The organism is Streptomyces sp. NRRL S-350 (genome assembly GCF_000719705.1).
Classification (GTDB): Bacteria; Actinomycetota; Actinomycetes; order Streptomycetales; family Streptomycetaceae; genus Kitasatospora.
Window position 1 is genome coordinate 1 of the sequence record NZ_JOHO01000028.1, and the last position, 18,025, is coordinate 18,025.

16 protein-coding genes and 1 riboswitch are annotated in these 18,025 nt (G+C 75.2%); of the genes, 5 read left to right on the forward strand and 11 right to left on the reverse strand.

The annotated features are described in order from the left end of the window. Window positions 1-220: 220 nt before the first annotated feature. Window positions 221-517 (reverse strand): DUF1330 domain-containing protein, encoded by a 297-nt coding sequence (locus IF30_RS41905; RefSeq protein ID WP_051710963.1) that lies wholly within the window; start codon window positions 515-517, stop codon window positions 221-223. 55 nt (window positions 518-572) lie between these two features. Continuing rightward, window positions 573-1,535 (reverse strand): EamA family transporter, encoded by a 963-nt coding sequence (locus IF30_RS0123900; protein WP_030242037.1) that lies wholly within the window; start codon window positions 1,533-1,535, stop codon window positions 573-575. A gap of 132 nt (window positions 1,536-1,667) precedes the next feature. Between IF30_RS0123900 and IF30_RS0123905 the strand changes: the two genes are divergently transcribed. After that, complete coding sequence (locus IF30_RS0123905) at window positions 1,668-2,180, forward strand: MarR family winged helix-turn-helix transcriptional regulator (protein ID WP_030242038.1); 513 nt, start codon at window positions 1,668-1,670, stop codon at window positions 2,178-2,180. Between the two features lie 134 nt (window positions 2,181-2,314). After that, window positions 2,315-2,767 carry a hypothetical protein gene (locus IF30_RS0123910; RefSeq protein WP_030242040.1) on the forward strand — a complete coding sequence of 151 codons (453 nt, stop codon included), beginning with the start codon at window positions 2,315-2,317 and terminating at the stop codon, window positions 2,765-2,767. A 77-nt stretch (window positions 2,768-2,844) separates the two neighbouring features. Here IF30_RS0123910 and cpt read toward each other — a convergent pair whose 3' ends face one another. Genes cpt through IF30_RS0123940 form a run of 6 tightly spaced genes read right to left on the reverse strand, consistent with a single transcriptional unit; the run spans window position 2,845 to window position 10,093 of the window. Beyond that, window positions 2,845-3,387 (reverse strand): chloramphenicol phosphotransferase CPT, encoded by a 543-nt coding sequence (gene cpt / locus IF30_RS0123915; RefSeq protein WP_030242042.1) that lies wholly within the window; start codon window positions 3,385-3,387, stop codon window positions 2,845-2,847. A 46-nt stretch (window positions 3,388-3,433) separates the two neighbouring features. Beyond that, complete coding sequence (locus IF30_RS0123920) at window positions 3,434-4,807, reverse strand: cobyrinate a,c-diamide synthase (RefSeq protein WP_030242047.1); 1,374 nt, start codon at window positions 4,805-4,807, stop codon at window positions 3,434-3,436. 4 nt (window positions 4,808-4,811) lie between these two features. Beyond that, complete coding sequence (cobO, locus tag IF30_RS0123925) at window positions 4,812-5,417, reverse strand: cob(I)yrinic acid a,c-diamide adenosyltransferase (protein WP_030242050.1); 606 nt, start codon at window positions 5,415-5,417, stop codon at window positions 4,812-4,814. Window positions 5,418-5,421: 4 nt separating this feature from the next. Then, complete coding sequence (locus tag IF30_RS0123930) at window positions 5,422-7,599, reverse strand: putative cobaltochelatase (RefSeq protein ID WP_030242054.1); 2,178 nt, start codon at window positions 7,597-7,599, stop codon at window positions 5,422-5,424. Next, the gene (locus IF30_RS0123935) at window positions 7,596-9,140 is read right to left on the reverse strand and encodes a cobyric acid synthase (protein ID WP_030242056.1); all 1,545 of its coding nucleotides are present in this window, start codon (window positions 9,138-9,140) and stop codon (window positions 7,596-7,598) included. The genes IF30_RS0123930 and IF30_RS0123935 overlap by 4 nt, the downstream gene beginning before the upstream one ends. Beyond that, window positions 9,137-10,093, reverse strand: a complete 957-nt coding sequence (locus IF30_RS0123940; protein ID WP_030242059.1) for a cobalamin biosynthesis protein — start codon at window positions 10,091-10,093, stop codon at window positions 9,137-9,139. The genes IF30_RS0123935 and IF30_RS0123940 overlap by 4 nt, the downstream gene beginning before the upstream one ends. Before the next feature lie 196 nt (window positions 10,094-10,289). Further along, a riboswitch (cobalamin riboswitch) is annotated at window positions 10,290-10,424 on the reverse strand. Window positions 10,425-10,635: 211 nt separating this feature from the next. Here IF30_RS0123940 and IF30_RS0123945 point away from each other — a divergent pair. From IF30_RS0123945 to IF30_RS0123955, 3 genes are all read left to right on the forward strand, one after another. Then, window positions 10,636-11,319 (forward strand): helix-turn-helix domain-containing protein, encoded by a 684-nt coding sequence (locus IF30_RS0123945; protein WP_158835429.1) that lies wholly within the window; start codon window positions 10,636-10,638, stop codon window positions 11,317-11,319. Between the two features lie 158 nt (window positions 11,320-11,477). Next, window positions 11,478-12,635: an alpha/beta hydrolase family protein gene (locus IF30_RS0123950; protein ID WP_234322822.1), complete on the forward strand. Its 1,158-nt coding sequence runs from the start codon at window positions 11,478-11,480 to the stop codon at window positions 12,633-12,635. 485 nt (window positions 12,636-13,120) lie between these two features. Then, on the forward strand, window positions 13,121-14,572 hold the full coding sequence (locus tag IF30_RS0123955; protein ID WP_234322823.1) for a hypothetical protein: 1,452 nt from the start codon (window positions 13,121-13,123) through the stop codon (window positions 14,570-14,572). A gap of 145 nt (window positions 14,573-14,717) precedes the next feature. Here IF30_RS0123955 and IF30_RS0123960 read toward each other — a convergent pair whose 3' ends face one another. The 3 genes from IF30_RS0123960 to IF30_RS0123970 form a co-directional block, all read right to left on the reverse strand. Further along, window positions 14,718-15,596, reverse strand: a complete 879-nt coding sequence (locus IF30_RS0123960) for a CDP-alcohol phosphatidyltransferase family protein (RefSeq protein ID WP_030242067.1) — start codon at window positions 15,594-15,596, stop codon at window positions 14,718-14,720. Beyond that, window positions 15,583-16,275 carry a phosphatidylserine decarboxylase gene (locus tag IF30_RS0123965; RefSeq protein WP_030242068.1) on the reverse strand — a complete coding sequence of 231 codons (693 nt, stop codon included), beginning with the start codon at window positions 16,273-16,275 and terminating at the stop codon, window positions 15,583-15,585. The genes IF30_RS0123960 and IF30_RS0123965 overlap by 14 nt, the downstream gene beginning before the upstream one ends. Window positions 16,276-16,762: 487 nt before the next feature. Further along, on the reverse strand, window positions 16,763-17,965 hold the full coding sequence (locus IF30_RS0123970; protein WP_030242070.1) for an acyl-CoA dehydrogenase family protein: 1,203 nt from the start codon (window positions 17,963-17,965) through the stop codon (window positions 16,763-16,765). Window positions 17,966-18,025 lie beyond the last annotated feature (60 nt).

Below are 18,025 nucleotides of genomic sequence, written 5' to 3' on the forward strand. Positions count from 1 at the left end.
ATAAGAGACAGACCCCGGGCCCCACCCACGCCCCCACCGCCCGCCGCATCTACGTCGCCACCATCCCCGGCGGCCTCCCCGGCGCCGCCGACATCTACATCCGCGCCACCGGCTGACCCGATGCCGGGCACGACGAAGCCCCGCCGGTGCTCGGCGGGGCTTCGTCGTTCCGTTCCGTTCAGGCGCCCTTCCGGTCGGCCGGCCAGGTCGGCCGACCGGGTCAGCCGGGCAGGCCGGGGAGGGCGGAGATGGTCACGGGGTGGCCCATGGTGTCGATGCGCCAGGCGGCGAGGGCCTGGTAGGCGGGGGAGTGGTACCAGCCGTGGGCGTCGGCCTCGGTGGGGAACTCGAGGATGGCGGTCTTGGTGTGGCCGGTGTCCCCTTCCAGCCGGGCCGGGGCGTCGAAGGCGAGCAGGCGGCCCTGGTAGGGCTCCATGGTGGCGCCGACGTTGGCGAGGTAGTGGCCGAGGGCGGCGTCGGGGGTGCTGTCGGTGCGGGTGATGACGATGTAGTGCATGGTGTGCTCCGTGTCGTGGTGGTCAGCGAGTGGTAACAGGGACAGCTGGTAGGGGTCAGCGAGTGGGGACAGGGACAGCGGGGGCCGGGGTGGCAGCGGCGGCCGGGACGGTCCGGGTCGGCGGGGCGGGGTCGGCTGCCGTGGCGGGCTTGGGCTGCTTGGCGGGGGCCTGACCGGCGAACAGGGCGCCGAGGGCCAGCAGCAGGCCGACGAGCTGCCACCCGGTGAGGGTCTGGCCGAGGACGACGAGGCCGCCCACGGTCGCGACCACCGGGTTGATCAGGCCGAGGAACGAGGCCGGTCCGGCGCCCAGCCGTTCGATGCCGCGGAACCAGAGCACGTACCCGAGGGCGGTGCTGAGCAGTCCGAGGTAGGCGAATCCGGCCAGGTTGGCGGCGCTCAGCGCGGGCGGTGCGCCCTCGACGAGGCCGGCGAGCGGCACGAGGAACACCGAGCCCGCCAGGAGTTGCCAGGCCGTCAGGTCCAGCAGGGTGGCGCCTTCGGGGCGGCCCCAGCGGCGGGTGAGGACGGTGCCCATGGCCATCAGCGCGATCGCGGTGACCATCGCGGCGATCCCGACGCCGTCCAGGCGGGCGCCGCTCTTGAGCACCAGGAGTGCCACGCCGCCGACTCCGACCAGTCCGGCGATCAGCGCCCGGCGTCCCGGCCGTACGCCGAGCACGCCGACCGAGAATCCGGCGACGAGCAGCGGCTGGATCGCTCCGATGGTGGCCGCGACGCCGCCGGGGAGGCGGTAGGCGCCGACGAAGGTCAGGGGGAAGAACAGCCCGATGTTGAGCATTCCGAGGACGGCCGCCCGCCCCCACCAGCGTCCCTTGGGCAGCCTGCGGCCGATCAGCAGCAGGAGCAGTCCGGCCGGCAGGGCGCGGAGTGCGGCGAGCAGCAGCGGACGGCCTTCGGGCAGCAGTTGGGTGGTGACCAGGTAGGTCGTGCCCCAGGCCGCCGGGGCGAGTGCCGCCGTGACGGCTACTCCTGCACGTGTTCCGGTTCCAGCCACGAGATCCCCCTGAACGTTGACTATCTGAACGTTGAGGTAATTTATAGCCGCCGAGGTTAGTGAACGTCAAGTATGTGAATGTTAAGGTAGTTGCCGACGGCCCACCCGGGGCCACGAGGGAGGCGGCAGGCCATGGAGCAGCGCGACACCGTCGACGACATCGTCGAGCAGTGGAGCAGGACCCGTCCCGACCTGAACGGCGAGGCCATCGGCTTGGTCGGCCGGATGCGGCGGCTCAACATCCGCGTCGACGGCGCCCTGCGCGAGTACTTCGCCTCCTGCGGCCTCGACTCCTCCGAGTTCGACGTCCTGGCCACCCTGCGCCGCTCCGGCGAGCCCTACGAACTCAACGCCCGCGCCCTGCTCAAGTCCGCCATGGTCACCTCCGGCGCCATCACCAACCGGGTCGACCGGCTGTCCGCCAAGGGCCTGGTCGAGCGCAACCCCTGCCCGAGCGACCGCCGCGCCGTACTGGTCCGCCTCACCGCCGCCGGCAAGGACCTCATCGACGGCGCCCTGGCCGGCCACGTCCGCAACGAGGAACGCATCCTCGCCGCGCTCGACGACGACGAACGCGCCCTGCTCGACGGCCTGCTGCGCAAACTCCTGATCGCGCACGGGGACACCGAGTCGCTCCTCGACTGAGCCCCCGGGCGGCCGACCCCGGCCTGCCGGACCACCGGGCGACCGGCGCCCGGGAGGGCGTGTCCAGCGCCCTCGCGGCCGCGTTGACCCCGGCGGAACCCGCACCCGCGGAACCGCACCGGAGGAGAGGCCCGATGAAGGAACAGACGCCCAGGGAGATCGCCGTCCACGACCAGCTGCGGGCGGCCGGTGCGGAGGGCGCCCGGTGGCTCGCCGCCGCCGGCTGGGGCCCGCCGGTCACCGTCCCGCTGCAGGAGGCGGCCGAGTGGCAGCGGGAGATCCGGGCCCGGATGCTGGCGGCCCAGGAGGACGAGTCCTGCACCTGGTGCGACCACCTGATCCACGGCGGGCCGCAGCCCGTCGTCGTGCATGCGGAGCGCCCGACCCACCTGGTCTGCCGCGCCTGCTCGACCGCCGCCCGCCCCGGCCGCGTCTGCCTGGACTGCGGAAGGCCAGCCGGCTCCGCCTCGCCGGCGGGCGGCCGCGAGGACGTCTTCATGGGCGCGGTCGCCATCTACACCCGCGTCCGCTGCGCCGCCTGCCACCGCGCCGACCCGCTGCGCGGCACCTTCGGCAACGGCGATTGACGGGGGCGCCGGGCGCGGCGTGCCCGGCGGCGGGCGGCGGGCCGGGAAGCGGGCGGCAGGCACCACCCGCGCGAAGGTCAGCGCGGTGCGGTCACCCGCGCGAGGACCAGCCCGGCGCACTCACCGACCGTCGCCCGGCTGGTGTCCACGACCAGGTCGTACGACACCCCCCGGTGCACCGACTCGGCCTGGGCGGCGGCCATGCCGGGCACCCGGTCGCCGCGGGCGGCCTCCCGGGCCGCGGCCACGGCCGGGTCGCAGCGCACGCCGACCCAGAGCACGTCCAGGCCCTCCAGCGCCGCCCGCCAGCGGGCCTGCGAGGCGGTGGTGCCGAGGAACACCTCGTCCACCACTATCCGCGCCCCCGCCCGGGCCATCGCCGCGACCCCGGCCGTCCAGGCGGCGTCCAGGGCGGCGAAGACGGGCCCGACCTCGACGGTGCCGTCCCCGGCCTCCAGCCCGCCGATGCCGTCGCCACCGTCGCCGCTGCGCAGCCGCTCCGGCAGCGCGGCGACCATGGTGTCCGCGCCGAGGTGCAGCCACGGCTCCGGCAGCAGCTCCTGCAGCCGGCGGGCGATGCTCGACTTGCCGGAGCTGGAGCCGCCGTTGAGCACGATCACGTTCATGCGGGGAGCCTACGGGCGGTTGCCCGGCCGCGTCGCGGCATCACCCGCCGGAGCCTCGGAACGCCGCGGCCGCCGCCGCGAACGAGGACGCCACCATCGGCGCCCCCGCCCAGTGCAGGTGCAGGTACGAGGCGTGCACGCTGCCGTCCGTGAAGCCCTCCGTGCGCGGCCCGGTCGGCAGGCGCCACCCCCAGGCCGGGCGTTCGCCCGCACCCGGTTCGCAGACCGTGCGGTGGAACTCGTGCCCGCGCACCCGGGTGCCGGCCGCCGCGAGCGGCGAGTCGTGCAGGGCGACGGCCTCCCGGTAGCCGAGGGTGAGGCGCTCGGTCATCCGGGCGCCGGTGTCCAGCACCCCGCACATCGGCAGGCCGTCCAACTCCCGCCCCAGGTAGAGGAGTCCGGCGCACTCGGCGGCGATCGGCCCACCGGCGGCGGCGAACTGCGCGATGGCCGCGCGCAGCGCCGCGTTCCCGCTCAACTCCCGGACGTACAGCTCCGGGAAGCCGCCGCCGATGACGAGCCCGGCCGTACCCTCGGGCAGCGCACGGGCGTGCAGCGGGTCGAACGGGACGACCTCCGCGCCTGCGGCGCCGAGCAGTTCGGCGTTCTCGGCGTACGAGAAGGAGAACGCCGCGCCGCCCGCCACCGCGATCCGGGGCCGCCCGGGGACCGGGCTGACCTCGGCCGAAGGATCCCACGGCTCGGCGTCCAAGTCCGGCGCCGTACGGGCGAGTTCCAGCAGGGCGTCGAGGTCGACGGAGGAGCCGACCAGCTCGCCCATGTCGGCGACCGCCTTCAGCGCCTCCGCCGAGCGCTCCACCGCCGGGATCAGCCCGAGGTGGCGGGACGGCGTGGCGACCGCCGCCGAGCGGCGCAGCGCGCCCAGCACCGGCACGCCGGATCCCTCCTCCAGGGCCTCGCGCAGCAGGTGCTCGTGCCGGTCGGAGGCGACCCGGTTGAGGATCACCCCGGCGAGCCGCACCTGCGGATCCCAGGAGGCGAAGCCGTGCACCAGCGCGGCCACCGAGCGGGACTGCGAGGAGCCGTCCACCACCAGGACCACCGGAGCCCGCAGCAGCTTGGCGACGTGCGCCGTGGAGGCCAGCTCCCCGCGCCCGGAGGCGCCGTCGAACAGGCCCATGACGCCCTCGACCACGGCGACGTCCGCCCCCGCCGCGCCGTGCAGGAACAGCGGGGCGATCCGCTCGGGGCCGCACATGAACGCGTCCAGGTTGCGGCCCGGGCGCCCGGCGGCGAGCGCGTGGTAGCCCGGGTCGATGTAGTCGGGGCCGACCTTGTGCGGGGACACCGCCAGCCCGCGCGCGGCGAGCGCCGCGATCAGGCCGGTGGCGACGGTGGTCTTGCCGGCGCCCGAGGAGGGGGCGGCGACGACGAGGCGGGGGACGGTGCTCAACGGCCTACCACTCGATGCCGCGCTGGCCCTTGCGGCCGGCGTCCATGGGGTGCTTGACCTTGGTCATCTCGGTGACCAGGTCGGCGAAGCCGGTCAGCGCCTCGGGCGCGTACCGGCCGGTGATGACGACGTGCTGGCTGCCCGGCCGGTCCTCGAGCACGGCGACGACCTCCTCCGGGTCGACCCACCCCCAGTGCATCGGGTAGGTGAACTCGTCGAGCACGTAGAAGCGGTAGGTCTCGGCCGCGAGGTCCCGCTTGACCTGCTCCCAGCCCTCCTTGGCCGCCTCCTCGCTGGACATCTCCTGCTCGGCGGAGCGCTGGATCCACGACCAGCCGGAGCCCATCTTGTGCCAGTCGACGGTGCCGCCCTCGCCGGAGGCGCCGAGGACGCGCAGCGCGTTCTCCTCGCCGACCTTCCACTTGGCGGACTTCACGAACTGGAACACCCCGACCGGCCAGCCCTGGTTCCAGGCCCGCAGCGCCATGCCGAAAGCGGCGGTGGACTTGCCCTTGCCGGGGCCGGTGTGCACGGCGGTGATCGGCAGGGTGCGCCGCTGGCGGGTCGTCAGGCCGTCGTCGGGAACGCTCTCGGGAACGCCCTTGGGCATGGGATCAGGCCGCCTTTCGCATGGTGGTCGCCCGGTGGTCGCGGGCGGTCGTGGAACGGTTGTCCCCGCGGTTCTCGCGGACGAGCGAGGCCACGCCCTCGGCACGCAGCTCCTCCAGGCTGACGGCGGTGCCGCCGAGCCGCCCGGCCAGGGTGCGGGCCAGGCCCAGGCGGACCGGGCCGGACTCGCAGTCCAGCACCACGCTCGCCGTGCCCTGCGCGGCGAACAGCGCGGCCGCGCGGTGGGACTGCGCGAGGGCGTCGCGCCCGCCGGTGGCCCGGCCGTCGGTCACCACGACCAGCAGCGGGCGCCGGCTCGGGTCGCGCAGCCGCTCGACCCGCAGCACCTCGTGGGCGCGCAGCAGCCCGGCGGCCAGCGGGGTCCGCCCGCCGGTGGGCAGCGACTCCAGCCGGGCCGCGCCGACCTCCACCGAGGAGGTGGGCGGCAGCGCCAGCTCGGCGCCCGCCCCGCGGAAGGTGACCATGCCGATCTTGTCGCGCCGCTGGTAGGCGTCCATCAGCAGCGACAGCACGGCGCCCTTGACGGCGGTCATCCGCTGCCGGGCGGCCATCGAGCCGGAGGCGTCGACCACGAACAGCACCAGGTTGGACTCCCGGCCCCGGCGCACCTGTTCGCGGAAGTCGTCCTTCTGCAGCACCAGCGCCCGGCCGCTGCGCCCGCGCGCCACCTGGTGCGGGGCGGCGGCCTGCAGGGTCGCCGTCAGGTGCAGCCGGCCGAGGGCGCCCTGCGGCCGGCGGGCGCGGACGGTGTGCCCGCCGGTGGTCTCGGCGGGGGAGCGGCGGCCCTGGGCGCCGTGGCCGGTGCCCCGTACGGTGAACAGCTTGGTCCGGTACGCGTCCCCGGCGGCGACCGGCGCCGACTCCCGTGCGGGGGCGGGGTGCTGGGCGGGTACGGGCGGCTGCGCGGGCGCCTCGGGGCCCTCGGGGGCGGTGGCCTGCGGGGCGTCGCCGGCGGAGGGCTCGGGCGCTCCGCCGCCTCCGTCGGGGCCGCCTCCGTCGGGGCCGCCCCCCTCGGGGCCGCCTCCGTCCGGGCCGTCGCCCTCCGGCCCGGTCCCCTCCGGCCCGTTCCCGTCCGGCCCGTTCCCGTCCGGCCCGTCGCCTTCGGGCTCCGGGTCCTCCTGGGTCTGCTCCTGGGCGTGCTCCTCCAGCGTCCGGTCCAGCTGCTCCTCGTCCAGGCCCGGCGCGTCGAAGGGGTTGCGGCGGCGCCGGTGCGGCAGGGCCAGCCGGGCGGCCTTGCGGACGTCCTCCTCCAGCACCTCGGTGCGCCCGTCCCAGGCGGCGAGGGCGACGGCGGTGCGCGCCATCACGATGTCCGCGCGCAGCCCGTCCACCTCGAACGCCGCGCAGACGGCGGTGATCTGACGCAGCGCCACCTCCGTCAGCTCGACCTCGGGCAGCAACTCCCTCGCGGCGGTGATGCGTTCGGCGAGCGCCCGCTCCTCGTCGGCGAACCGCGCGGCGAAGCCGACCGGGTCCGCGTCGTACGCGAGCCGGCGGCGGACCACCTCGGCCCGCTCGGCCGGATCCCGGGTGGCGGCGATCTCGACGGTCAGGCCGAACCGGTCGAGCAGCTGCGGCCGCAGCTCGCCCTCCTCCGGGTTCATCGTGCCGACCAGCAGGAACCGGGCGGCGTGCCGCACCGACACGCCCTCGCGCTCGACGTACGAGCGGCCCATCGCGGCGGCGTCCAGCAGCAGGTCCACGACGTGGTCCTGGAGCAGGTTCACCTCGTCGATGTAGAGCACGCCGCGGTGCGCCTTGGCGAGCAGCCCGGGCTCGTACGCCTTGACGCCCTCGGCGAGCGCGCGCTCCAGGTCGAGCGAGCCGACGATCCGGTCCTCGGCCACGCCGACCGGCAACTCGACCAGCTGGGAGGGGCGTTCGTGACCGGCGGGCTGCCCGTCCCCGGCGGCGCCGCGGTGCGGCCCGTCCGGGCACTGCGGATCGGGCGCGGCCGGGTCGCAGGCGAAGCGGCAGCCGTCGACGGCGGCGATGGACGGCAGCAGCCCGGCGAGCGCGCGCACCATGGTCGACTTCGCGGTGCCCTTCTCGCCGCGCACCAGCACGCCGCCGACGGCGGGGGAGACCGCGTTCAGCAGCAGGCCGAGCCGCAGGTCGGCCATGCCGACGATCGCGGTGAACGGATAGCGGACGTCACTCATGCCTTGCCGGCCTCCTCAGGTGCCCCGGGCGGCAGGAACGGCAGCGATCCGGCCGCCGGCACCCCGCCCTCGATCAGCTTCCACAGTGCGTCGGTGTCCGCGTGTTCCTCGATCAGGTCGCCGAGCCGGTCCAGCCGGGCCTCGCGCGCCGCGGCGAAGCAGAGGTCCGGTGCCGGGACGAACGCCCGGCCCGCCGCCTCGGCGACCTCGCGCAGGAACGCGCGGCGGAAGCCGTCGTTCTCCAGCGCGCCGTGCCAGGTCGTGCCCCACACCGCGCCCACCCGGCAGCCGTCCAGGGCCTGCCCCCGGTCATCGGTGACGAACGGCTCGCCGCCCTCGACCGCGACGATCCCGTGGTGGATCTCGTACCCCTCGACCCGCTGCCCGAGCGCCCGGCCGACGGGCCGCGCCAGCACCTTCCCGGCGCCGAACCGCACGGACGTCGGCAGCAGGCCGAGCCCGTCGACGGCGCCCGCCTTCGACTCCACCTCGTCGACGATCCCGGCCGCCAGCATCTGGTAGCCGCCGCACACCCCGAGGACCGGCAGCCCGGCGGCCGCACGCGCCTTCAGCACCGGCTCCAGGCCGCGCTCGCGCAGCCAGGCGAGGTCGGCCACGGTGGCCCGGGTGCCGGGCAGCACCACCAAGTCGGCGTCGGCCAGCTCCTCCGGCCTGGTGGCCCAGCGCACCAGCACGCCCGGTTCCTGCGCGAGCGCGTCCAGGTCGGTGAAGTTCGACAGCCGGGGGAAGCGCACGACGGCCACCCGCAGCACGTCAGGTCCGAGCGGCCCGCGGGCGTCGACCCGGTCCACGACCGTCGACAGGTCCAGCGAGTCCTCGGCGTCCAGCCACAGCCCGGGCAGCATCGGCAGGGTGCCCAGCACCGGACGGCCGGTCAGCTCGTGCAGCATCTCCAGCCCGGGCGCGAGCAGCCGGGCGTCGCCGCGGAACTTGTTGACGAACCAGCCCGCCACGTGCCGCTGGTCCCGTGCCGACAGCAGCGCCAGCGTCCCGTACATCGCGGCGAACACGCCGCCGCGGTCGATGTCCCCGACCACCACCACCGGCAGCCCGGCGGCCGTGGCCAGGCCCATGTTGGCGATGTCGCGGTCGCGCAGGTTGATCTCGGCGGGCGAGCCCGCGCCCTCGCAGACGACCACGTCGTAGCGCCCGCGCAGGTCCGCCAGGCACTCCAGGGCGCGTTCCAGCAGGACGGGCTTGCGTTCGCGGTAGTCCAGCGCGCCCACTTCGGCGACCGGCTTGCCCAGCAGCACCACCTGGCTGCGGCCGTCCGCGCCCGGCTTCAGCAGCACCGGGTTCATCGCCGCCTCCGGCTCCACCCGGGCGGCCTGCGCCTGCATCGCCTGGGCGCGGCCGATCTCGGCCCCGTCGGCGGTGACGAAGGAGTTCAGCGACATGTTCTGCGCCTTGAACGGCGCGACCCGCACGCCCTGGCGGGCCAGCCAGCGGCAGATGCCGGCCGTCACCACGCTCTTGCCCGCGTCCGAGGTCGTCCCGGCGACCAGCAGCGCGTTGCTCATGCCCTTCCCCTCCTCTTGCCGAACGCCCTGATCGCCAGATGCCCCGCGACCGTCGTACCCAGTGCCAGCAGGCCCACCCGCCGGGAGAGCGCGCAGGCCCGCTCGATGTCGTCCACAGTCACCGGGCGCAGTTCCGCGCCCAGCACCGGCCGGTGCTCCACCCGCTCGCCGTACCGCAGGGTGCCCCCCAGCCGTACGCCCACGGCGCCCGCGAACGCCGACTCCGCCTGGCCCGCGTTCGGGCTCGGGTGCGAGGAGCCGTCGCGGCGCCAGACCCGCCACGCGGTCCGGGGCTGCGGGGCGGCGGCGACCGTCAGCAGCGCCGTCAGCCGGGCGCCCGGCCAGCCCGCCAGGTCGTCCAGCCGGGCCGAGGCCCAGCCGAACCGGGCGTAGCGCGGCGACCGGTGGCCCACCATGGCGTCCAGGGTGTTCACGGCGCGGAAGGCCAGCAGCCCGGGCGTGCCCGCCAGGGCGCCCCAAACCAGCGCGTTCACCACGGCGTCGGCGGTGTTCTCGGCCACCGACTCGACCACCGCGCGGGCGATCTGCTGCTCGTCCAGCGCACTCGGATCGCGCCCGCACAGGTGCGGCAGCCGCTCCCGCGCGGCCCGCAGGTCGCCGTCCTTCAGGGAGCGGCCGACGGCGCGCGCCTCCCGGGTCAGCGAGGTGCCGCCGAGCACCGTCCACGTCGCGGCCGCCGCCAGCGCCGCCCGGCCCAGCGGGCGCCGGCCCACCGTGCGGTCCAGGGCGAGCGCGCCCGCCGCGACCGCGCCCGCGCACAGCGCCGTGTACCCGGCGCCGACCGCACGGTCGTCGCGCCACAGCCGGCGCTCCAGCCGGGTCGCGGCGCTGCCGAAGACGGCCACCGGGTGGCCCCGGCGGGGATCGGCGAAGCGGGCGTCCGCGGCGTAGCCCGCGACGGCGCCCAGCGCGAACGCGGCGGCGCGGGCCAGGGGGCGGACCGCCAGGGCGGGCGCGCTCGGCGCCGGCACGGCTACCGGCCGCACGACGGGAGGCGGCACAGCGGAGGACGACCCGGCGGGGGACAATTCGACGGCGGACAGCCAGGGGGCCGACGGGGCGGGGCAGCCTGCACGCGTGCGTGTCCTCACTCAGGGTCCGCGCCCTGGATCGACGTAGCGGGGGCGAGAGTCTCCTGGCTTCCGGGTCGAACGCACCCCCGGCGCCTTCCAGCGGCTTCTGACGGTCCGCCGTGGCGATACTTCCGAGCGTGCTCCCCGGTGACAGTGGCGGGACCGCGCCGGACTCGCACCGGCTTCCTCTCCATGCCTCCGATTGGCCCCAGGATCCCATCACGCGGCCGAACCGGGAGTCAACCGAGGTCACGGAGGGGTTGGTCACACGGACGGGCCGACCGACACCCCGGCCGGCTGACACCCTGTGGGATCGCCCAGCGCGGCGCGCGGGCGCCGCGGACCGCTTCGTGCGTTCGACTGCTGGGGCCGCCCGCTGTCCGCCCCTACCGTTCGGTGGCATGCGTCGCAGAAAGCCCCCCGCCCCACCTCCCCCGGTGCCGTTCTCGCCCGCGGCCGCCCGCGCCCACCGGGCGGCCCTCGGCCTCACCGCCGAGCAGGTCGCCGAGGGCATGGCCGCCCACGGCGTCCGGCTGCTGCCCGCCCACGTCCTGGCCTGGGAGAGCGGCGGGCTGCGCCCGGACGAACCGGAGTTCATCGCCCTCGCCCGCGCCCTCTGGTGTCCCGCCGCCCAGCTGATGGACGCCCGCCCGACCAGCCTGCGCGACCACCGGATCGCCCGCGAGCTCGGCCAGGCGGCCGTCGCCGAGCGCACCGGCACCTCCCTGCCCGCCTACCGGCAGGCCGAACTGACGGGCCACTGGGAGGGCGACGAGGACCAGACCCACGCGCTCGCCGACGTCCTCGGCCTGAGCCTGCCCGAACTCGTCGAGGCCACCGGCCGCCGGGACGCCCTCGACCACCTCCTGCGCCAGTGCGTCGCCGGCCGCTGGCAGCCGCACCTCGGGGCCCTCGCCCGCATCGTCCCGGCCCCCTCCGGCGCCCTCGCCGCCGCCCTCACCGCCCTCCGGCAGGAACACCACGTCCCCACCCACTGGGGCGCCACCGCCCGTGCCACCCCGCCGCCGACCGCCGACGCCCTCATCCCCCGCTTCTGGCAGCTCCTCGACGACGCCGCGTCCTGACGGCTGGCGCCGGGTGCCGCCGCGTGCCACGCTTTTCTGGCGCCGTCGCCGTGCGCCGGTACCGCCGCGCCCCGCGCCGATTCGTGACCCGGACGGCCCAATCCGCTGGCCGGGCGGTCGGGGCGCCGGTGAACTGGTGCACGAACACCGTCCGGTCCGTGACCAACAGAGCGGGGAACGTTATGCGCTGGGGAACCGCCGCCGTCGTGGCGGCCGCCGCCGTCGGGGCCGGGGCCGGGGTCGCCGCCTTCCTGGTGATCGGCCGCCGGGCCTCCGAGCGGATGATCCGCCCGGTGACCACCGTCCGGGAGTCCGGTCCGGTCCTGGTCCGGAGCAGCGGCGCGGGTCGGATCACCTTCACCGGCGGCCCCGAGAGCCTGCGCCCCGGCTGCTGGGCGGTCGAGTGGGGCGACGGCGGGCACGCCGTCGTCGGGGAGGTCCTGCACGGCGACGAGCAGGGCGTCACCCGTCGGCTCGTCCGCACGGACCAGGGCGTTCCGGCCCCCGGCACCGAGGTCCGCTTCACCCCGCGCGTCCACCTCGGCGACCCCGCCCGGGCACTCGGCCTCGCCTACACCGACGTGGCCGCCGACGGTGAACTCGGCGCCCTGCCCGCCTGGTACCTCGACGGCAAGCGCGGCACCTGGGTGATCCTCGTCCACGGTCCCGGGGCCGACCGCCGGCAGGCCCTCCCGGTCCTTCCCGTCCTCGACCGCCTCGGCCTGCCCGCGCTCGTGGTCACCTACCGCGGCGACGAGGGCGCCCCCGCCGCCCCCGACGGCCACGGGCGCGGCGACGGCCGCGTCGGCGAGACGGAGTGGCGCGACGTCGAGGCGGCGCTCCGGCTGGCGCTCGACAACGGAGCGGGCCGGGTGATCCTGTACGGCTGGTCGGCGGGCGCCACCATGGTCCTGCAGACCGCGGCCCGTTCCGCCTGGTCGCACGCCGTCCGGGGCCTGATCCTCGACTCGCCCGTCCTCGACGTCCGGTCCACGGACCGCGGGGGCGCCCGGCGGCCGGCTGCCCGCGGCGCCGCCGCGGGCAGCGGGGCACACGCGGCGGAGGGCCGCACCGGCGTCGACGTCGCCGACTCCGACCGCCTCGCCGAGGGCACCGACCTCCGGGTCCCGACCCTCCTCCTGCACAGCCCCGCCGACCGGCTCGCCCCGTTCCGGGCCGCCGAACACCTGGCGGCGGCCCGCCCGGACGTGGTCAGCCTCCAGCCCTTCCCCGGGGCCGAGCACGCGGGGTTGTGGAACAGCGCTCCCGACCACTACGCCGAACTCCTCCGCCGCTGGCTCACCCCCCTGCTCTGAGCCGGGGTCCGGAAGCGTGTCGCGGCGCCCGGAACTCCCGACCGCCCGCCGCCGACGGCACGGGAAGTCGACCTCGCCGACTTCCCGTGCGGCAAGATCCACCCGGCGAACCGGCCATCCGTCCGGATTCGGGCTGGACAGCGACACCGGGGACCGAGGCCGCCGGCCGCCGCCACGGCGGCGATCGGCACGCCAGGGGCACAATGTGGCCCCGGGCTCGAACCGTCGACACCACCCTCCGTAACCGCCCGAGCGGGCCCCGCAACCGTCGAGGTCCACCTGACATGCGCAGGCCACACGTTTCCGGCCAGGCGGTTTGCCTCTGTTGCCCGATCTTGCGGAGGTGCCGGAGCCGCTCTCCCGGTCGTACGGACAACCGGATGTGACAGAAGGCCGGTACAAGGGGAAGACTGCTCGACGTGACGTCTCGGAACCCGCGCGACCGTGATGCCCCGCTCCCGCCGACGATCGGTACCGGTGCGACGGTGACCCGTCTCCCCGGTACGGCCCACCGGCCCGCCGGTGGCAGGCCGGGCGGGGCGGGTGTACCCCGCAACGGCGTCCCCCGGCGGCGGGGCCCCGCGCCGGCTCCCGGCCGCGGCCGGGTTCCCGCGCCCGAGGGCTTCCCCGCGCCCGCCGAGCTGGCCCCGCTGGCCCGCCGGATGCTGGTGGACGCCGTCCGGATCGCCCGCTGGGCCGGTGACCTCGACGAGGTCGACAAGCGCGGCGAACTGCTTCCCGAGGACGCCCGCGCCGCGGGCCGGGCGCTGGCCATGACGGTCGGCGCCGCCGCCAAGGCATGGGGGCAGGCGATGCTGGTGGGCCTGGTGGAGGCCCGGGACGGCGGCGCCGTCCCCGGCTGGCGCCTGCACGCCTGGGAGCACGACGACGAGGCCGTGGTGCGCGGCTGGTCGGCCCTGTTCGACGCCTGGACGCTGCTCGCCCCGGTGCCGCCCGCCGCACTGCGCGGGGTGTTCGCCGTGCTGGCCGGACAGGCCGTGGACCAGGCCCCGCAACTGCTCTCCTTCCTGCACCTGGTGGATGGTCCGGTCGCCGAGAGCGAGCTGCTGGAGCTGCTGCGCCGGGGCCTGGACGAGCGCCGGGTCGGCGGCGGGGCCGGCGGGCCCGGCCTGTCGCCCGTGCCGCACGCCGCCTCCGCGGTGTCGGCCGTCCGCGGCACCTGCCGGGAGCCGCAGATCGACACCCCCGCCGCGCCCTCGGACGTGGCCGCCGTCCTGGACTGGATGCTGGACGGCCTGGCGGCGGTCGGCGCCCTGACACGCAGCGACGATGCCGCCGAGCTGTCGCCGCTGGGCCACTGGGCGGTGCGGGCCAAGCTGGAGGAGATCTGCACGGTCGCGCAGACCGCGGCCGGGCACATCGAGCAGAGCGCCTTCGAGCTGCTGAACGCCTGCGCGGACTACTCGCCGGGCCCGGCCCGCGCCGAGTACCGCGCCTGGGTCGCGGCCCGTCCGGCGGACCGCGCGGTGGCCGAGCTGCTGGAGGCGGCGCAGGGCGACGACGCGCTGGTGCGCGGTCTGGCCTTCGAGGCGCTGCGGGTGGCCGGCGGGCCGGCCGAGCAGGCGGTCCGGGCGGCGGTCGACGCGCCCGTGCTGCGCCCGTACGCCCTGCTGTGGCTGGCGGAGCGCGCGGACGAGGGGGTCTCCCCGGCGGACGTGCTGGGCGCGGACGACGCGGCCTGGCTCTGGGTGGACACGGCGGCCGCGGTGCTGGACCACGGCGAGACGGAGCTGCTGGTGGGCCACGTCGAGGGCGCCTCGGCGGGCGATCCGGTCCGGCTGTTCGCCCGGGCCCGGCAGTCCGGGCACCCGCGGGCGGCCTCGGTGCTGACGGCGGTGTCGAGCGTGCACCCGGACCCGGCCGTCGCCCGGGCGGCCCGCCGCTCGGCCTTCAGCGTCCACACCGGCGGCGCGTAGACCTCCAGCGCGTGGCCCCTCCAGGAGGACGCCCGCCGCAGGAGCGAACGCACGGCGAAGGAGCGAACGCACGGCAGAAGGGCCCGGAACCGATCGGTTCCGGGCCCTTCTGCCGTGCGTCGGACGAGCGGCCTCAGCAGCGGCCTCAGCCGAGCCGGGACTCCGCCCGCCGGGCGCGGACGTCGCCGACCTTCTGCCCCACCTTGCGGCGGATGACCAGCAGCGGCGCCATCGCGGCGAGCGTGATCTGGGCGAACGCACCGACGTGCATCAGCGCGTCACCGCCGGGCAGCCCGGTGGCCCAGGCGGCCAGGCAGCCGATGGAGACCACGATCCAGCAGAGCGTGGCGGTGGCCAGCAGCCCCTGCGGCTTCGGGTACTCGATCCGGCTGACCATCAGGTACGCCGCGCCGAAGATGGCGAGCAGGCCGGGCAGGAACGGCGGGTCGAGCAGCACGATGGCGATGACCGTCATCGCGCCCATCGGGCACGGCATGCCCTGGAACACGCCGGGCCGCATCTTGACGGCGGAGAAGCGGGCCAGCCGCAGGACGACCGCGAGCAGGACGGTGATCGCGATGAGCGCCGAGAGCTTGCTGTTGGAGCCCTGGGAGACCATGCCCCAGACCGCGACGAAGTACGCCGGCGCGATGCCGAAGCTGATCAGGTCCGCGAGGTTGTCCAGTTCCGCTCCGAGGGCGGAGGAGCGCAGCTTGCGCGCCACCAGGCCGTCGAAGAGGTCGCACATCGAGCCGATCAGCAGCAGCGTGACCGCGGTGGCGGCGCTGTGCCGGTCCGGGGCGGCGTCCGGGTTGGTGATGTGCGGGACGAGGACCCCGGTGGTGATCGAGTAGATCGCCAGGAAGCCGCAGACGGCGTTGCCCAGGGTCAGGAAGTCGGCGGTGGACAGGTGCTGGGGAGAGCGCGGGGCGCGCAGCTCGCGGTCGCGCGCCCAACGGCGGCGGCGCAGCGATGTCTCCTCGTCGTCCAGGCCGACGATTGTCTCAGGATCAGTCACGGTCAAGGCGCGTCACCCCGGCTGTGGTCTTCTGGCCGACCTCGACGCCGACCTCGACGCCGGCCGGCAGGTAGGTGTCGACCCGGGAGCCGAACCGGATCAGGCCGATCCGGTCGCCCTGCTCGACCTTGGTCCCGGCGGCGACGTAGGGCACGATGCGGCGGGCCACGGCCCCCGCGATCTGGACCATCTCGATGTCGCCGAGCTCGGTGTCGAAGTGCCAGACGACCCGCTCGTTCTGGTCGCTGTCCTTGTTGAACGCGGGGACGAAGCCACCCGCGACGTGCTCGACCGACGTCACCGTGCCCGGCAGGGGCGCGCGGTTGACGTGGACGTTGAGCGGGCTCATGAAGATCGCGACCCGGGTGCGGCCGTCCGGCCAGGCGTCGATGCTCTGCACCACGCCGTCGGCGGGGGAGATCACTCTGCCCGTGCCGATCTCACGCTCGGGGTCGCGGAAGAACCACAGCATGCCCGCGCTGAGCGCACAGGCGGGTACCGCCGCCAGGGCCCACTTGCCGCTGCGCCGGGTGAGGGCGGTGGTCACGGCGGCCGTGGCGAGGGTGGGGACGAACCAGGGGGTGGCTCCGCGCGCGATGGTCACGCGGGGTCGCCGACCGGCCGTCGTGGGTGCGAGGGCATCGCGGTCCGTGACGGAGGTGTGAGGGGACGGGCTGATGGGCATCGAAGACCTTTGTCGCGGGGGATCATGGCCGCTGGACGGGGGCCACCGCGGAATCGGTAATAGAGGGACGGCTTGCTGTCCCGGTGGATGCTATCGGGAGCACACGGTGGGTGGGCAACCCGCCTGCTCGTTCATGTGTCCGGTGGGAGCGCGGGTGCGCGTGCCACTTCTACGACCGTAGCTCGCCCCGGTCCGGTTCCCAAGGGACCTGACAGGGCTGGTGACACTTGTCTCAACAGGCGGGCCGGCGAACCCGGTGGGAGGAAACGGCCGTAACGGCCTCGAGCGGGTGCGCGGAAGCGGCCGCAGGGCGCGTCGTTGCAGCTGTACGCCCTGCGGCCGCTTCCGGAGGCCGTGCCGGACCCAGGCGGACCAGGCCGGGGCCCGTGACGGGGCACGGCGCTCCGCCGGGACGGGCCCGCACGCCCGTCGACCGGCGGTTCGAGGGGTCGCCCGGCGACGTGGTCCGTCGGCGGGCGACCGGGGATCAGTCGGCGATCCGGTACTCCTCCAGGAGCCGGCGCCCGACGATCATCTTCTGGATCTCCGCAGTACCTTCACCGATGAGCAGCATCGGCGCCTCGCGGTAGAGGCGCTCGATCTCGTACTCCTTGGAGAAGCCGTAGCCGCCGTGGATGCGGAAGGCGTCCTCGACCACCTCCTTGCAGTACTCGGAGGCGAGGTACTTGGCCATGCCGGCCTCCAGGTCGTTGCGCTCGCCGCTGTCCTTCTTGCGGGCGGCCATGACCATCATCTGGTGGGCGGCCTCGACCTTGGTGGCCATCTCGGCGAGCTTGAACTGGATGGCCTGGTGCTCGGCGATCTTCTTGCCGAAGGTGGAGCGCTGCTGGGCGTAGGAGATGCCGAGTTCGAAGGCGCGGCGGGCGACACCGCAGCCGCGGGCGGCGACGTTGACGCGGCCGACCTCGACGCCGTCCATCATCTGGTAGAAGCCGCGGCCCGGGACGCCGCCGAGGACGCGGTCGGCGGGGATCCGGACGTCCTGCAGCACCAGTTCGGTGGTGTCGACGCCCTTGTAGCCCATCTTCTCGATCTTGCCGGGCACGGTCAGGCCGGGAACCCTGGGGTTCGGGCCGAAACCGGCCTCCTTCTCGATCAGGAAGGTGGTCATGTTCTTGTACGGGCTGCTGCCGCCCTCGTCGGTCTTGCACAGGACCGCGACGAGGGTGGAGGTGCCGCCGTTGGTGAGCCACATCTTCTGGCCGTTGAGGACGTAGGAGTCCCCGTCCTTCACGCCCTTGGTGGAGATGGCCGAAACGTCGGACCCGAGGCCGGGCTCGGACATCGAGAAGGCGCCGCGGATTTCGCCGGCCGCCATCTTCGGCAGGAAGTGGTCCTTCTGCTCCTGGGTGCCGTGCGCGTTGATCATGTGCGCCACGATGAAGTGGGTGTTGACGATGCCGGAGACGGACATCCAGCCGCGGGCGATCTCCTCGACCACCAGGGCGTAGGTGAGCAGGGACTCGCCCAGGCCGCCGTACTCCTCGGGGATGGTCAGGCCGAATAGGCCGAGCTGCTTCATGCCCTCGACGATGTCGGTCGGGTACTCGTCCTTGTGCTCCAGCTCGGTCGCGACCGGAATGATCTCCTTGTCGACGAAATCCCGCACGGTGGCGAGGATGTCCCGCTGGATCTCGGTGAGGCCGTCGGTCTGTGCGAGGCGTCCCATCGTGCGGCTCCGAAAGGTCTAAGAGGGCGGGGGGGGGGATTACGGGGGCCCTGCCGGCGT

Coding starts and splice junctions, on each gene's coding strand:
- IF30_RS41905 (WP_051710963.1), bottom strand. CDS start 517: ATGCACTACATCGTCATCACCCGCACCGACAGCACCCCCGACGCCGCC.
- IF30_RS0123905 (WP_030242038.1), top strand. CDS start 1,668: ATGGAGCAGCGCGACACCGTCGACGACATCGTCGAGCAGTGGAGCAGG.
- IF30_RS0123910 (WP_030242040.1), top strand. CDS start 2,315: ATGAAGGAACAGACGCCCAGGGAGATCGCCGTCCACGACCAGCTGCGG.
- cobO (WP_030242050.1), bottom strand. CDS start 5,417: ATGCCCAAGGGCGTTCCCGAGAGCGTTCCCGACGACGGCCTGACGACC.
- IF30_RS0123930 (WP_030242054.1), bottom strand. CDS start 7,599: ATGAGTGACGTCCGCTATCCGTTCACCGCGATCGTCGGCATGGCCGAC.
- IF30_RS0123935 (WP_030242056.1), bottom strand. CDS start 9,140: ATGAGCAACGCGCTGCTGGTCGCCGGGACGACCTCGGACGCGGGCAAG.
- IF30_RS0123945 (WP_158835429.1), top strand. CDS start 10,636: ATGCGTCGCAGAAAGCCCCCCGCCCCACCTCCCCCGGTGCCGTTCTCG.
- IF30_RS0123965 (WP_030242068.1), bottom strand. CDS start 16,275: ATGCCCATCAGCCCGTCCCCTCACACCTCCGTCACGGACCGCGATGCC.
- IF30_RS0123970 (WP_030242070.1), bottom strand. CDS start 17,965: ATGGGACGCCTCGCACAGACCGACGGCCTCACCGAGATCCAGCGGGAC.